12 protein-coding genes are annotated in these 15202 nt (G+C 60.5%); 3 read left to right on the top strand and 9 right to left on the bottom strand.

Going from position 1 to position 15202, the window contains the following annotated elements:
- The first annotated feature begins 3 nt into the window (after positions 1–3).
- Both ACWI6D_RS03295 and ACWI6D_RS03290 read left to right on the top strand, forming a co-directional pair.
- Positions 4–192 carry a DUF6724 family protein gene (locus tag ACWI6D_RS03295; RefSeq protein WP_288285013.1) on the top strand — a complete coding sequence of 63 codons (189 nt, stop codon included), beginning with the start codon at positions 4–6 and terminating at the stop codon, positions 190–192.
- 192 nt (positions 193–384) lie between these two features.
- The gene (locus ACWI6D_RS03290; protein WP_337368459.1) at positions 385–513 is read left to right on the top strand and encodes a hypothetical protein; all 129 of its coding nucleotides are present in this window, start codon (positions 385–387) and stop codon (positions 511–513) included.
- Positions 514–610: 97 nt separating this feature from the next.
- Here the strand turns inward: ACWI6D_RS03290 and ACWI6D_RS03285 are convergent, their stop codons facing one another.
- Positions 611–1507, bottom strand: coding sequence for an acetamidase/formamidase family protein (locus ACWI6D_RS03285; RefSeq protein ID WP_129423436.1), 897 nt, complete (start codon positions 1505–1507; stop codon positions 611–613).
- 296 nt (positions 1508–1803) lie between these two features.
- Positions 1804–4119, bottom strand: a complete 2316-nt coding sequence (locus tag ACWI6D_RS03280) for a serine/threonine-protein kinase (RefSeq protein ID WP_449133649.1) — start codon at positions 4117–4119, stop codon at positions 1804–1806.
- A 101-nt stretch (positions 4120–4220) separates the two neighbouring features.
- Here ACWI6D_RS03280 and ACWI6D_RS03275 point away from each other — a divergent pair, with 101 nt between their 5' ends.
- A complete protein-coding gene (locus ACWI6D_RS03275; RefSeq protein ID WP_449133648.1) occupies positions 4221–5585 on the top strand; it encodes a DNA/RNA non-specific endonuclease in 1365 nt (454 codons plus the stop codon).
- Positions 5586–6258: 673 nt separating this feature from the next.
- Here the strand turns inward: ACWI6D_RS03275 and ACWI6D_RS03270 are convergent.
- The 7 genes from ACWI6D_RS03270 to ACWI6D_RS03240 form a co-directional block, all read right to left on the bottom strand.
- Positions 6259–6957, bottom strand: coding sequence for an SOS response-associated peptidase family protein (locus tag ACWI6D_RS03270; RefSeq protein ID WP_449133647.1), 699 nt, complete (start codon positions 6955–6957; stop codon positions 6259–6261).
- A gap of 15 nt (positions 6958–6972) precedes the next feature.
- Entirely contained in the window at positions 6973–8241 is a 1269-nt protein-coding gene (gene dcm, locus ACWI6D_RS03265; protein WP_449133646.1) for a DNA (cytosine-5-)-methyltransferase, read from the bottom strand.
- A 142-nt stretch (positions 8242–8383) separates the two neighbouring features.
- Positions 8384–9877 (bottom strand): Sau3AI family type II restriction endonuclease, encoded by a 1494-nt coding sequence (locus tag ACWI6D_RS03260; protein WP_449133645.1) that lies wholly within the window; start codon positions 9875–9877, stop codon positions 8384–8386.
- A 1007-nt stretch (positions 9878–10884) separates the two neighbouring features.
- A complete protein-coding gene (gene groL / locus ACWI6D_RS03255) occupies positions 10885–12489 on the bottom strand; it encodes a chaperonin GroEL (protein ID WP_337368452.1) in 1605 nt (534 codons plus the stop codon).
- 128 nt (positions 12490–12617) lie between these two features.
- Entirely contained in the window at positions 12618–13151 is a 534-nt protein-coding gene (locus ACWI6D_RS03250; RefSeq protein WP_288284519.1) for an LOG family protein, read from the bottom strand.
- Between the two features lie 412 nt (positions 13152–13563).
- Positions 13564–14268, bottom strand: coding sequence for a TorD/DmsD family molecular chaperone (locus tag ACWI6D_RS03245; protein WP_288284520.1), 705 nt, complete (start codon positions 14266–14268; stop codon positions 13564–13566).
- A gap of 3 nt (positions 14269–14271) precedes the next feature.
- Positions 14272–15087 carry a hypothetical protein gene (locus ACWI6D_RS03240; protein ID WP_449133644.1) on the bottom strand — a complete coding sequence of 272 codons (816 nt, stop codon included), beginning with the start codon at positions 15085–15087 and terminating at the stop codon, positions 14272–14274.
- Between the last annotated feature and the right edge of the window lie 115 nt (positions 15088–15202).

The raw sequence follows: 15202 nt of genomic DNA, 5'->3' as shown, positions 1-15202 counted from the left end.
AGCATGGATTGGGTCGGCCTTTACCATTTTCTTTTCGAAACGTACGCCGGAATCGGCGTTATGGTTGGTGCAGGCATCGTCATCAGCCTTATCGCATGCGTCATCATGGAGCGTCGCACGCGCAAAACGTTCGTCGACCGTCCGAAGGGCGAGGACGATTGGTCGTTCTTCGACGACGATGATGACGAGTAGCACCTCACGTTAATCCACGGCGGCCACTCACTCACACGATTTGCCGCCATAGCAGCGCCGACGTCGCCAAACGTCGGCGCTTTTCTTTTCTAGAGGACTGTTTCACGTGCGCTTTTGATGCGCCATATTCGGTATAGCGGGGTCGTTCAGAAGGGGAAATCCGTTCCCGCCTATACCTAAGGAGGCACGCCCATGGATGAGAAGAAACCCACAGAGCCGCAGGAAATCAGCCGCGAGGAATTCATGAAGCGCCTGCGCCCCGAGTACCGCAAGAGGCAAGGCGAAAAGCGCCAGGCAGCAAGCCGGCGCCAAGCGCGCTAGAAACGAGAAGGGGACGAGCGAAAGCTCGTCCCCTTCTCGCCAGCGCCCAAAGGGCGCGTCACCATTCTCCAATTGCGCCCGAAGGGCGCGCATTCCCTTACAGCTTGAAGCCGATGGAATCTAGGACGTACTTCGGCACCATGAAGCGGACGGTCTTTTGCGGGTCGACCATCTGACACACTTCCACGTCGGCAACCAGCGACAGCAGCATGACCAGGTCGGCCTCCGTTTCATTGGTGCGCGACGCCAGCAGGTCCACCATCTGCTGAACGGCCAGGTCAGCGGCCGCATCCAGCGAGTCGGCCGACACGATGATGCCCAGATGCGTGTCGTTTTCGATCAGCGGGTTCACCAGCGAAAGCTCGGGCATGGCTGTCAGCGTGACGGTAGCATGGCCTGCAACCTCGGCGCCGGAAACGCTGATTTCGCCATCGCCCATGGCCGCATGCATGTCGCCGCAGCCGAACAGCGCGCCGTCAACGGCCACGGGGAAGTACAGCGTGGCGCCCGTGGTGATGGCCGTGTTGTCCATGTTGCCGCCGTGCGTGCCCGGCGTGCCGCAGTTCACCGGCTCGCCCGCCGGCGCCACGCCGATGACGCCGATCATGGGGCGCAGCGGAATGCTCAGGCGCTCGTCCCACACCAGCGTGTTGCCCTGCACCTTGCAGTAATGCGTGGCCCAGTCCTCGAAGCGGTCGCCGCACGGGCCTTCGTCCTTGCCCGTGCACGAGCACGTCTGCTCGTCGAACTCGATGTTGTCGATGTGCACCTTCAGTGCACCGCCGGCCACGGCGCCCTCGACAAAGATGGGGCCGGTCGCCGGGTTCACGGCGTCCCAATCCAGGTCATCCATCTTGTCCTGCGGGCCGGTCAGCTGGTTGCTGAAGCAGTCCTTCGTGCGGATGCGCACCGTTTCGCCAGATGGCACGGTCAGCACCGGCTCCAGGTCGCGGTCGAAGAAGAACAGCGTTTTGTCGTCGTTCAGCTCAATCATCAGGTTCCCCATTCGTTCGTTTTCGCCATCCCCCTCGGGCATGGCATCCGCCACATCTCACGCCGTGGCCGCGTTTTTGTTGTTATGCGCGATTGTGAAATCGCAGGTCAGCAAGCAGTTTGCGAAGTTAGCGCGGCGGAATAGTGTAAACCTTGCCCAGCAATGCAAGTTTCGCGTGCGCAGCATTGCGCACCCGCCAGCGCGTGCGCCCACCAGGCAAGCCCACAAGTTCCCGCCCAGCGAACCGCCACCGCACCGCAGCTTCGGGCACCCCGGTCGCAAGCCATTGCGTTTCGCTATTCGTCGCCTTCGTCATAATACTCGGGATCGGGCAGAAGATAGCTGGCAAACAGCATGATTGCCGTCGAAACCGCCAGCGAGGCGATGTCGAAGGCCGAAGGCGTCCAAGGCGCTTGCGCGGAAAGCGAGGCCGCCGCCAAAGCCAGACCGCCCGCCATAGTCGCCGTGCCGGCCAGCGTGCCGAACGCCGCGAACAGCCGCGTGGGACGCCAGCGCAGCAGCGCGCAAACACCCGCCGCCACAACCCAGCTTGCCACCACCGCCCACGTGCCCGGCTGCGAAAGCAGTGCCACCATGCAATCGGAAACCACTTCGCCAGCGAACGCACCTGTGGAGAAATGCCAGGTCGCAAGCATATTCCAGCCGAACAGCGAGCCGCTTCCCAGGCCAGCGAGCAGCAGCGCGCACATCGCCTGGAACGCCGCCGTTATCATGGCGGGCACCGGACGCAGACAGAACCCGGCAGCCAGCGGGGCCAGCGGGCCCAAGCTCACCGCGCCTGCAAGCGGCGCCGCCAGCACGGCGTTCGCCGACGCATCGTCCGTGCGCCCGAGGTACCACCACCATACGCCCGCCGCAACCAGCAGCACGCAACCCGCCGCCGGGATGCCGCACGCGATGAGCATGCCCGAAAATGCCAGCAGCCCCAGCAGCGCACCCAGGTGCGGACGAAGCGCTCCTGCAAGCGTGACCAGGCAAAACAGTCCCCAGAACAGAGGATTGTCGAAGCCCGACGCTTGCGGGATGTTCACGAACGACACGAACGCCAGCACCGCCGAGCCCACCGCGCCGCACCCGTGCGACGCCACGCGCAAAAGCATCGGCGTGATGCGGTCGCGCAGCGGAATGCGCGGGGCGCGGGGCGCGGGCGCGGGCGCCTCGTCCTCCGCCGGCCCCTGCACGATTTCGGCCAGCGCCGCGCGACCCTGCGCGGCGTCGCCCAAAAGCGGCGCGAGCTCTTCGGCGAAGTCGCGCACCGATTCGTAGCGCTCGTCGCGTTCGGGGTCCAGCGCGTAGAAGATCACGTCGTCGGCCGCTTCGTCCAGGTCGTCCCAGCACAGCGACGGCAGCACCAGCTCGCCGTCCTCGATTGCCTCCTGCGCTTGGAACAGGTCGGGCGCGAAAAACGGGTTTTCGCCGGCCAGCATCTCGTACGTCACCGACGCAAGCGCCCACTCGTCGCAACGTGCGTCCAGGTTTTCCTGCCGCATCTGCTCAAGCGGCATGTAGCCGATGGTGCCGCCGCCAGCCGGGCCGAACCCCGAAGCGTCGGCCAGCGTGGCCAGGCCGAAGTCGGTCACTTTCACCTGGCCAGCGTGGTTGATCAGGATGTTGTCGGGTTTGATGTCCAGGTGCAGCACGCCGTTTTCGTGAGCAACCTCAAGCGCATGCGCCGCGCCATCGAACACGGCGGCCACGATATCAAGCGTCAGCTCGGCGTCGTGATTGTGCAGCAGCTCCGTCAGCGTCATGCCCTCGACGTACTCCATGATCAGGTACGCCGTGGAATCCTGGATTTCGAAGTCGTACACCGCCACGATGTTCGGGTCGGAAAGCATGGCAGCCGTACGCGCCTCGTCAAGCCCGGGAATGCGCGACAGCGTGCGCACCAACGGCTCGTCGTCGGCGGCCTGCGTGAGGCTGACAGATTCGCCCGGCGCAGGAATTGACGCGCGACCTGCGGAAACGAGAGCGGCTTCTTCGCCGAAAACATCCGCTTGCGCCTGCGCTTCGGCCTGCACCATGGCCCGACTGGTTGCGTTGAACAGCCAGGCTTCGGCAGCGTCTTCGTCCTGCGCGCGCGAGGCGCCCGCAACCAGCGCACGGTCGGAAGCCACGCTGCCTTCCGTAAACTGGCTGTCGCCCGCCGCAACCGGCGCGGCCTCCGCATCGCTTTCCCCGCCCGCTTCGCCGCACGCTTCCGGCAAATCTTCCCAAGGCGAAATATCTTGTGGGTCGATGGCAGCTTGCGCGCGAGATGCGGCAGCCGAGTCCGCAACGCCAGCGCCCATCAACGACGCGTCCGCCCCCGGTGTTCCGACACAGCCCGCGCTGCCAGGCTCGGCACCGGGCGATGTCCTGTGCATCGCAGAGCCATAACTTCTCGCTTCGTCTTCCTCATCAGGCAAAACGATAGCATCGGCACCCGGGAGCGCCGCGCGTTCAAGCTCGGCCTCGGAAAGCGGGATACACTTGATTGCCACCTTGCGCTGGATACGCGTGTCCCACGCCACCTGCACGGTGGCGAATCCGCCGGCCCCCGCTTTCCCCAGGGGCTTGTATCGATTCAGTATGAGCTGCTTTTTCGTCATGCACACATTATATTGGCCCGGTCGATTCGGCCTATCCCCGCGCGGCGCATTTGGCTACAATCTTCGCGACCTACACAGCAACCCCCGCGAAAGGAAGCCTCGTGCAGCCTTCGAACCACTCCGACCTCACCGAGCGCGCTGCTCGTTCGACCAGCGAGAATCAAGATAGCCCCGAAAGCCTGCCCACCCGGAATCAGCCGGCTGCCTTCGCCGACCCCGGCGCTGACCCCGAATGCGCCAACGCATTCGCAAGCCTTTTCGCTAGCGGCAAGCCGAAGACGTGCGACAACCACAACCTTGCCGGCCACGCTCACGTATGCAACGCCAACCAGGCCGCTGCCCCGAAAACGCGCGTCGCCTCGGCTTTCGCTGCGTTGCTGCTTGCGTTTGCGCTGACATTCTCGGGCTTTGGCTGCGCAAGCACCGCCGCGCCCGACGATACAAGCACTGGCGGCAATACGCCCGCCGCCAGCCAGCCGCAGGACAACGGCGAGGTCGACAGCGCCACCGATTCCGCGCGTGCGACCATCGCCGACATCCCGGCGTATTCGGGAGCCTTGTGCATCAACATCAACGGCGGCGTGCCCGGATTCACGGCGCAAGACGAAGCCCGCGGCGCGTTTATGCAGTTCAGCGAGCTGGATTTCGAGGGCCGCTGCGGCGAGGCGTTCGCGCGCATCGGCACCGACACCGTTTCCAACGACAAGCGCGGCGACATCTCGTCGGTTCACCCAAGCGGCTGGGTGCAACGCAAGTACAGCTTCGTGGACGACGGCATGCTGTACAACCGCTGCCACCTGATTGCCCATCAGCTGTGCGGCGAAGATGCCAACGAACGCAACCTCATCACCGGCACGCGCACGTTCAACGTGATAGGCATGCTGTATTACGAGGAGCTGGTGGGCGACTACGTGCGCGCAACCGGCAACCACGTGCTGTACCGCGTCACGCCGCTGTTCGCCGCAAACGACCTGGTGGCGCGCGGGGTGCAGATGGAGGCGAAGTCCATCGAGGACAACGGCGAGGCCGTGCAGTTCAACGTGTTCGTGTACAACGTGGAACCCGGCGTGGCCATCGATTACGTGACCGGCGAAAGCCAGGAGTCGGCCGACACGCCCGCCGTTGCCAGCAAAGGCGAGGGCACCATCACCACCGCGGCCGCCGCGCGCGCCGCTCAAGCTGCGGGCGAAAGCGGGGCGAGCAGCTCCACCGGTAACGCGGGCGAATCGAGCGATGCGGGCGCATCGGGTTCCGGCAGCAGCTCGACCAGCACAAACGCCAGCGATACTGCCAGTTCGTCCGCCGAGCAGCACGACTACATCCTGAACGTGAAGAACAAGAAGTTCCACCTGCCCACGTGCTCGGCAGCCAACGACATCGCCGCTGCAAACCGCCAAGACTTCACCGGCACCCGCGACGAGCTCATCGCGAAAGGCTACTCCCCCTGCGGCATCTGCAACCCGTAGAACAAACCGCGCCGTCCTGAGTATTTTTATGGTGGCGCGAAGGCAACAACGAGGTTGATTTCGTGTTGGCGAAAGGAACGGCGCTAGCGGCAATTGAAGTGAAAAGCGGGCACGAAACCGCCCAAAGCGGCATGGCCGAGTTCCTGAAGAAGCGTCCAGAAGCAAAGCGAATCATCGTCGGCGGCGGCTCAGCAGGCGCCTGCAGCATCGAAAGCTTCCTTCGCGATGAAGTGCCGCTGTTTTACGAATAGGCTCATTCACCTGGCAAAATCTCAATTACTCACTATACTGAGTAATTTTACTCAGTATAGTGAGTAAAAATGTTTTATAGGCTCATACGCAACGCGGCCCCGCTTACCATCAGCAGGCTTTTCGCCAACCGCGCGCATCCTCCTGCATCGCAAACCACTTCCCGTCAATCAATTTCGCTCACGGCAGCCAACCATAACCTCGCCGATGCCGTAAACAGCCGCAGCCACCCAAAAGTCGCAAAATCGTTGACTTTCGTCCCTGCCAGGGTGCAGAAGTGGCAGAACCATACCGTTTTCGGTATAGTTCTGCCACCCCGGAAGCAAGACAAGCCGTTTGCTCGGTCACGTTATCGTGCTTTTCCTTACGCGGGCGCCGCTATCGAATGGGCGAATCGGCTCATTGTCGAAATCGATTCGCATCGCTAGAACAGCGACGTTTGCTCGAACGGGGAATTTTGTTGCGGCGCGGCCGGTTGCACAGGGCACGAGGTCAACGCCACGTCGCCGCGATTCGCCAGCCTATGCCAGCCGTTCGCGAAATCGGGCCACGGCGCACGCAGCCACCACACAGCCTCTTGCGGGCTCAGCACCAACGGCATGCGGTCATGAACAGGCGAAACGACCGCGTTCGGGCTGGTGGTCACCACCGAGAAGCAGGTTTCGTCCCGCACGCCCGCAAGCAGCAGCGGTACCTCGTTTTCGGGGCCGAAACGATATCGACGCTTGATGTTCCGGCCCGTTTTCGGACTGCGAACCGTCTCCGTCGCGTGCGTTTCGAAGAAGCCGCGCGCGGGCACCACGCAGCGCCCGCGCGATATCGGCCCCGCCCACATGCCAGGGTTCGGCCCCATCGCTTTCTCCAAGCGCGTGTTATACACCGGGCGTTGCGACCACTCAGCAGCAAATCCCCAGGTCAAACACGCAGCGGAAAGCACACCGCGTGAATCGGCAACAACCACGTCAACCGCAGACCCCGGAACAGCATCCGTTGGCACCGCGCCAGCAACCCCAACCAAGCGAGCAGGCCAATCGGGCATCGCGTTAACAGGCGAGACCGCCTCAAGCACGCGAACAACGTCCGCAACCTCGTCCCAACCCAAGACCTCAAACCGCCCACACACCGCAAACCCCTCGCTTTAATCAGCGTTTGTTTCGCGCGCAATCTCAACGCCGATGCGGTGAGGCACGCCAACGACCAGGGCATTTCCCATGCAGAAGGCACGACGACCATCGCTCATGCCCGTATTGGTCCAACCCTTCGGGAAGCCTTGCAACTGGTCGAGTTCATCGGGAACCAAACGACGATACTTGCCATCAACCTCAACGACATGCTTGAAACGAGAAGCGCCAATGCCGCCTTCACCCGTCAGAATCGTGCGAGACGGCTTCTCAAGTGAATCAGGGAAAGCCATCGAACCTTCCGAGTAGAAATACTTGAAGCCCGTCTTCTTATTGACGCGCTCTTCACGCTTGCCGCCCTTGAGGTACTTCCACGATTCAAGTTTCTCATCAGGAATGTAAAACTCAGCAGGCACTTCCCCCTCGGGAACCAGCACATTGCCAAGCGCACCAAGCTTTCCCTCGTACTTTTCAGTCGCGTCAAACGTCAAGACTTTGAAGTCCTGCATGACGCCAACCGAGCAAAAAGGCGATTTCTTGCCTGAAAGGTCAAAGTGCTGAGTGATGTCGTAGGGGTCGTGCTGAATCTCAAACTCCGAAATCGAATCCGGCTCCGCAACGGGGAACGCACGCGCCATCACGCCCTCGCGAGTACGCGCAGCCAAATCCCAATTGCTGCTCGTGAGTTCAGCAAAAACGTACACACGCTTGCGGCGCTGGTCAAAGCCGTACTCGCCGCTGTTCACCACATGCCATTCAACCGAATATCCCAGGTCAGCCATACAAGAAAGGATAATTGCGAAATCGCGGCCACGCTGCGTTGCAGGGCTTTTCAGCAGACGGTCCACATTCTCAAGCAAAACGTACTTCGGTTCCTTCAGATGCAAAAACCGATAGATATCCCACCAAAGCACGCCCTTCTTGCCCTCGATACCTCGAGCAGCAGACAGCGGCTTCGCAACGCTATAGTCCTGGCAGGGGAAGCCACCGACCACCATGTCGACATCTGGAATGTCAATCTTGCCAGCCTCGTAGTCGTCCAGCACCTTATTGATGTCTTCGTTTACGCAACTACCTTCGCCAAAATGCTGCTCGTAGCAGCGCCAGGCGAACTGCTTGCCATCCGTTCCCGGCGGCTCCCATTGGTTCGCCCAAATCGTCTCAAAAGGACCGGCAGCAGGCATATCGAACTCGGGATGATCGGCATTTCGGTAGCCCTCAAGGCCCAGGCGAAACCCGCCAACGCCAGCAAACAGCTCGGCCACCTTAATCGTCATATTTCCCATCCTTTGCCTGATAAAAAGAAGCCGGCCGCTAGGCCTGCGCAAAAATCGAACCTATCCAGGATCGATGATCTTGCCCCAAAAGTCAACTCTCTGCATCTGGTTCTTTTATCAAAATCCGCAACTGATCCCCAACGAATCGCACTCACGAATCCGCCGCGTCAGATTCATCCGTCTTTACCACTTTATAGATGTAGCTGTTATTCAACCAGAAGCTCTGCCTCGTCATCATCCGACCATCAGGAAGCGGATAAGCGTCTCTTTCGACATCGCCCAATTCCGTTCCGTCAGCAAACCGATACGCAGATTTCGTTGCATGCGGGCGCACATGAGCAACGGCATTGTCTTCCGCCCCCGGCAAATTGTTCTTAACCCTAATGCTTCCGTCTCTCTGCCTTGTTACATCAAGGCAGACACCTTCTTCAACAACCTTTTTCGTTGCCTGCCAGCAATCATGAACAGGGCCGTCCAGATCCATCGTTGGCATAGACCAGAACAACGCGTCTTCCAAACGCGCGCAGCCATCTTCTTTCCTGAACACCACAAAGAAGAATCTTGTCTGCTCCAGATATTCAAATAGCGACGAGCCTTCCCAGTCTTCCTCTACCAAGTCAAGGAATTTGAACGTATCTAGCGATAAGTTTTCCTTTATCCCGCCCCTTGTTTCAAGGCGAACGGTTCGCACCGAGATATTTGCCTTCTCGAACTCCTGAGCCTTCTCACCTCTAACGCCGAGCATGGCGTACGACAAACTTGACCATTGCCGTTTATTGCCCTTGTATTCCAATCCAAACTCTTCGCAAAGTTCGCGATCGGTCTTTCCAAAATGTGGCTTGATCAGGGACAACACGTAATCTTCGAACGTCTGAGTTGCAGGAGCATCGCCCTTGATAATGCAATCAAGATCTTCGCTCTCATTCATTAGGTAGTGGTGCAGCACGTAATCCATGTATTGGCGCTTGAGACAAAACGCGCGCTTCTTCGCCTTTGGACCACCTGGCGCATAATATTGGTCAACCCAGCTTTTGGCCGCTGTCGGCCCCTTCGTGCAAGCACCCAGATAGACGGTCAAACTTTCACTGAGCCGGTCCGCTTTTCCTTCTTGGACCAGCGATGCAATCTTGCGATAGTCATCGCGAATGATTTTCAAGTCATTCTCTGGGATTTCGAACAATTTCGCATAGCGAATTTGCTGCTGATAAGGATCAATCGCCTTGTCGCGATGGTAATACACCAGCATCATCCGCTTACACTTTCGTGCAACAACAGCGTCATCGAATTCCGATTGTATAGGCTCATCGTAGGGAATCATCGAGACAACAAGCCGCTCACCAGCGGAATAATCGCCGTTTTTCTTCTTATCGAAGCACGAGACTTTCAGTTCAACGCCGGCCTCGGGAAAGTCCGCATCATGCTCGCTATTTGCTTTATAACCGAAAAAGCGCTCTTCAACGAGCGTGCCCATTCCGCCTTTGTATTGGCGGTTATCGTAATCGCGCGTTGCTCCATCTGGCGGATAAATTCCCATATCCAGGATGTCTTGGAATGTCTTCCCTTCGAGAACCGAAGCGCGCGAGGCAATGGCCTCAGGAGTTGAATAATCACCGCAAACTGACGTGCTAGGATTCGAAATCCCCATCTCTATCTCCGCTCGCTTAAACTCGCAACTACGCATGCTGCACCTATCGTACCAAACAAGCACGAACACCTCCGCAAGCACAAACAAGACCGGGTTCTCTCCGGAACCTTTTCGCAAGCGAGCGGCGAGCGAATCTCAAATGCGGCCGCGCGTCGAAATGTTCCTGCTCCGCAGCCAAGCGAACTAACGTTGTCCGGCCCGGGCTGGTCCCAGCAACCGCGCCAATCGGGGATGAGATGTGCAGCAATCACTTAGCTCCGGGCGCATGGATTGCGGCAAACGTCTGATTCCGATGCGCACGGATTCCGTTTTCGCGGGATGTGGGAACGTTTGCATTCCCATATCCCGCGAAAACAGCACCAGACGGCCCTCCGCGGTTCCCATTTCTCCGGTTTCTGCACCCCGCACGACAGCCCGCGCCTCATCCAAAGACAGAGGCGTTCCCACTTCTCCTGAAAACGGAATTCCTCCCGCCCCGTTCATCCCACTTCGCCAAATTACGGAACCCACGCTTGGCGCGGCAGACAGTAAGCCAAGCATGATGTCACGACAGCGTTTGCGAGGCACAGGCCTTAGCCTGCTCGAGAGAACGCAACATTGCCCATCGTGCTTCTCAACCATTTCCGACCAATCGTTTTCAGCCCCCCGTTTGCTGCCCCATTTTCCCTATCTATCAAATTTGCTAGACGTATCTATCGTTTTTGATAGTCGTATCTAGCAAAAGATAGTCGTATCTAGCAAAAATTGGAAGATTCTTTATTCGTGAGCAGACGATAGTCCCAGCGCATCCTTGCACCTCTTTATATGTTTTAGAGAAACGTATAAAGAAGCAAGGCGTTCCTTGGTTGCAACTTATACGTTTTGGCGAAACGTATAAGTTGCAGCTCGCCCATCAAGGCGGCCGGCGGCCTTAGTCGCCGCTTTCGTGCGAAAAAAAGGGAGGCCCGCTTTCGCGAACCTCCCTATTCTGATAGCTATCGGGCAGGCAACAGCCTGCGCGGTTGCGGTTATTTCTCTTCCGCTTCCTCGTCCTTCTTATCGGCTTCGGTGATGCTGCAGTTCGTGATGAGGATCAGCCCCGCCACGGATGCGGCGGCCTGCAGAGCCGTCACCGTTACCTTCGCCGGATCGGCAACGCCCATGGAAATCATGTTGCCGTACTTGCCGGTTTCGCAATCCAATCCATAGCCCGGCTCGGCCTCAAGCGCCTTGGCAACCTCAACGTCGCCGTTGTAGCCGGCGTTGCTGCACAGCGCGCGCATGGGCTCTTCGAGCGCCTTGCGCAGGATGTCCACGCCGAACTTCTCTTCGTCGTTGGCAACTTCCACCTGGTCAAGCGCCTTGGACGCCTGGATAAGCGCCACGCCGCCGCCAGCCAGAAGGCCCTGGCTTGCCGCGGAACGCGTTGCGCGCAGTGCGTCCTGGATGCGGCTGCGCATCTCGTTCATCTCGGACTCGGTGGCCGCGCCCACGCTCATGACGGCGATGCCGCCGGACAGCTTCGCCAGGCGCTCGCGCATAACGTCAAGCTCGTAATCGGAATGCGGGCGCTTCAGCTCGTTGCGAATAGCCTCGCAGCGCTGGTCGATGGCCTCCTGCTTGCCCTTGCCGCCGATGATGAGCGTGCGGTCCTTCGTAATCTGCACGCTTGCGGCGCGACCGAGCATGCTCTTCTTCGCATCGGCCAAGGTCAGGCCGCGGTCGGGCGTGATAACCTCGCCGCCCGTCAGGATGGCCATGTCCTCCAGCTCGGCCTTGCGGCGCTCTTCGGCGCCCGGCGCCACCACGGCGGCGCTGATAAGCGTGCCGCGCTGGCGGTTCATCAACAGCGAGTTCAACGATTCGCCGCGCACGTCGTCGGCTACGATCAGCAGCGGATGGCCCGTCTGCATGACCTCCTCAAGCACCGGCACAACGTCCTTGAAGTTGTCGGCCAGGCGCTGGTCGGTGATAAAGATGTACGGCTGCTCGAGTTCGCCGGTCATCTTGCCCATGTCATCGGCCATATACGGCGAAATGAAGCCGCGGTCGAACAGCATGCCCTTCTTCACGTCCAGGCTGATGCCGAACTTCGTGGACTTCTCAACGGAGATGACGCCGTCCTGCCCGATTTCATCGAGCGCCTCGGCGATGGTGTTGCCGATTTCCGGGTCGCCCGAGGACACGGTGGCGATTTCGGCCATCTGCTCGCGCGTGGTGACCTGCGTGGCGGACTTCAGCAACGCATCGGACGCAACATCGGCGGCCTTCTGGATGCCGCGGCGCAACGCCAACGGGTCATTGCCAGCGGTAACGTAGCGCACGCCCTCGCGCACGATGGCGTCGGCCAGAAGCGTTGCCGTGGACGTGCCGTCGCCGGCCTCGTTGTTGGCGGCAGTGGCGGCCTCGCGCACCACCTGCAGGCCCATCTTCTCCACGCGGTCGCGCGAGCCGACATGCGCGGCAACCGTAGCGCCGTCGTTCGACACGTACGGATGACGCTCGCCTTCCTTCGTGACGCCGACGTAGCGGCCCTTCGGACCGATGGTCACGCGAACCGTGTCGGCCAGCTTCGCCACGCCAGCCGCAAGCTTCTCGCGGGTTTCGTTATCGTACGAAATTTCTTTAGCCATGCTAAGAGCCCCTTCCTTGAGCACGCGCACAACAAAATATGCTACCTACGAAAGTTAGCACTCTTTGGCCTCGAGTGCTAGCCACAGCAGCCTATTAGTCAGAAAAGGGAAGCGTTTCGTTACCTTATTTATCCTTCCAACCACTCCACAAGGGGTTCGGAGGCGTTGAATACTTCGCAATCGCGGCGCCAGTCAGAGGAGTTCAGGCCCGTTTCGCATGCGCGGTCGAGCATTTCCACCATGGGATCGAAGTACCCGCCCACGTTCAGAATGGCGCTTTTCGCGTCGAGTTCGCCCGCCTTCACCTGCGACATGACCACGAAGAACTCGTCGAACGTGCCCAGGCCGCCCGGCATGGTCACGAACGCGTCCGCCAGCTCGATCATGCGCGTTTTGCGCGTGGCCAGGTCAGATTCGCAAATGAGCTCTTCGCACGGGAAGATGTCGCGGCCCTTCTGGTTCAGGCCCTCGGTGACCACGCCGATAACGCTGCCGCCCTCGGCCGCAACGCCGTGCGCCACCGCGCCCATCAGCCCCACGTCGTAGCCGCCGAACACCATGCCGTGGCCGTGTTTCGCCAGCGTGCGCCCCAGCTCGAACGCCGCATCCACGTACACCGCGTCCAGATTCAGGCTCGACGAGCCGAACACGCAAACCCTCATGGCAAACCCTTTCAATCGCAAAATCACAACGCCGCATAGCGTACACCATCCGCAAGGCGAAAAAGCGGGCCTCATGAGTGCGCGCGTACAGAAAATCGCTCATGTATGTGATTTAATCGCACCAGCAAGCGTAGCAACGGCAACTCCATTTCCATTTCCCCAGGTCAAAGGTGTGCGTCATGCAACGCTACTTGGCACCTTTCCAGCAAATCACATACATGAGCGATTTTTGCGCGCACGGCCAGCCGCAACCGGTTAGCCCGGCCGAACGCCGCCCTTCAGGTTACTCGAAGCGCAAAAGAGCCCGGCGCGGTCGCCGGGCCCAACAACAATCGCCGCGTTTTCGCAGCCTCTACCTTATTAGTAAGCAACGCTTCGCCGCAACAGCGCGAAACCCGTTTGCGACCTGCCGCTATGCCGCTTCCTCAACGCTGTCCAGCAGCTCTTCAAGCACGGCGGCGTCTTCCTCGACGTAGCCCATGACCAGCTGGGCCAAGCCCTGGTAGAACGCGGTGTGCGAGAAGCGACGCATGTCCTCGGTCATCATGGGCAGCCAGTTCAGCAGGTGGTCCTGCGCAAACGTACGCTGCGTCTCAAGCTGCTCGATGGCCTTGTCCTCGTCGCCGGCGCGCAGGGCGTCGGCCGTGCGCATGGCCATGCGCTGCATGAACTCCAGTTCCAGCGCGATGTGGTCCTCGCCCTCGGTCCAGCGGCCGCGCTTGAGGTTGTTCTCGCGCAGCGTCTGCAGCACTTCGGCACGCGCTTCCTGCATCATCAGGCGACGCTCGGAGGTGTACACGCTTTCGAAGGGGTACGCGGCGGAGAAGCCGTTCACGCCGTGGCCGATGAACGTGCGCACGTAGTCGATGGCCAGATCGGTGATGCTATCGTCCCAGCTGGTGCGCAGGTAGTCGTACAGCATGTGGTAGCCCTCGTCCACCTTCGCGTTGCCCGTGGCGGCCGGGAAGCGCATGCCCTGCAGCTCGGTGAGCGCCGCTTTGTCGACTTCCTTCAGGAACAAGCGTGCCATCAGGCCATACGTGCGCGCGCGGCCGTCCATCAGCGCCGCCAGGTCCATTTCCTCGGCCTCCTGCGCCGCAACCATTTCCTCTGCCATCCCTTATTCCCCCTTCTTCTCGACCTGCGCGTTCACCTCGGGCAGCATCTTGCGACCCAAGTCGGTCAGCTGCCACGAGCGGTCCTTCCAATGCAGCACGTCGGTGCGCTCCAGCATGTCGATGAAGTGCCCGCCGAAGCGGCGCGGGCTCTGCACAACGGCGAAACCGTCCACCAGCTGCTCGATGTCGTCCTTCGAACGCGGGCTTGCGGCAACGAAGTTCATGACCGCGCGGTACACCTCCACGTACTTCACGTCGCGGTTGAACACCATGTCGCGGAACGCCGACCCATCGGTCATCTGGGCAAACACTTCTTTGCCGGCCTCGGTGGTACGCCACGTGGGGTCGACGCGCTCCTTGATTTCCAGGTACTCGACGCCCTCTTCGATGTCCTCGTGCTCCTCGGCGGTCTCGGGCATCTCAAGTTCCAGCGCGCCGGCGCGTTCGAGCATGCGGCACAGCGTGGTGGTTCCGTACACGGAGCGGTTGTCGGCCTGCAGCGCGTCAACCTTCTCGGTCAGCTCGCTGTTCAGGCAGCCGCCTTCGCACCAACCCAGGATGGAAACGAGCGCCGGACGGCGCGCCGGGTTATGATCGAGCATGGCAAGCACCGCTTCAACGGCGCCGCCTTGGCGCTCGGGGCTGTACACCGACTCGCGCAACATGCCCTCGGGCATGTTGCGCATGGTGGGATAGTCCACCGTATCCAACGGGTTGTCGTCGTCCATGTCCTCCTGGTTGATGTCCAGATCGTCCACGGCCAACGGATCGAACTCGTCCTCTTCGTCCCACAAGTCGACGATTTGGTCTTCGGCCATTGCCTTGTCCCCCTGTTCTTCGATCAGGCCGCCCGGCATCCGCGCGGCGTTGCGCACGGGCCTTCGCAAGCTTGCACGGCGCGGGCCTTGCAAGCTCACCGCAAGCGCTTGACGG

It is taken from the genome of Senegalimassilia sp., from assembly GCF_977052095.1.
The sequence above is the reverse complement of the archived record's forward strand: the minus strand, read 5'-3'. Positions and strand labels throughout refer to the sequence as shown.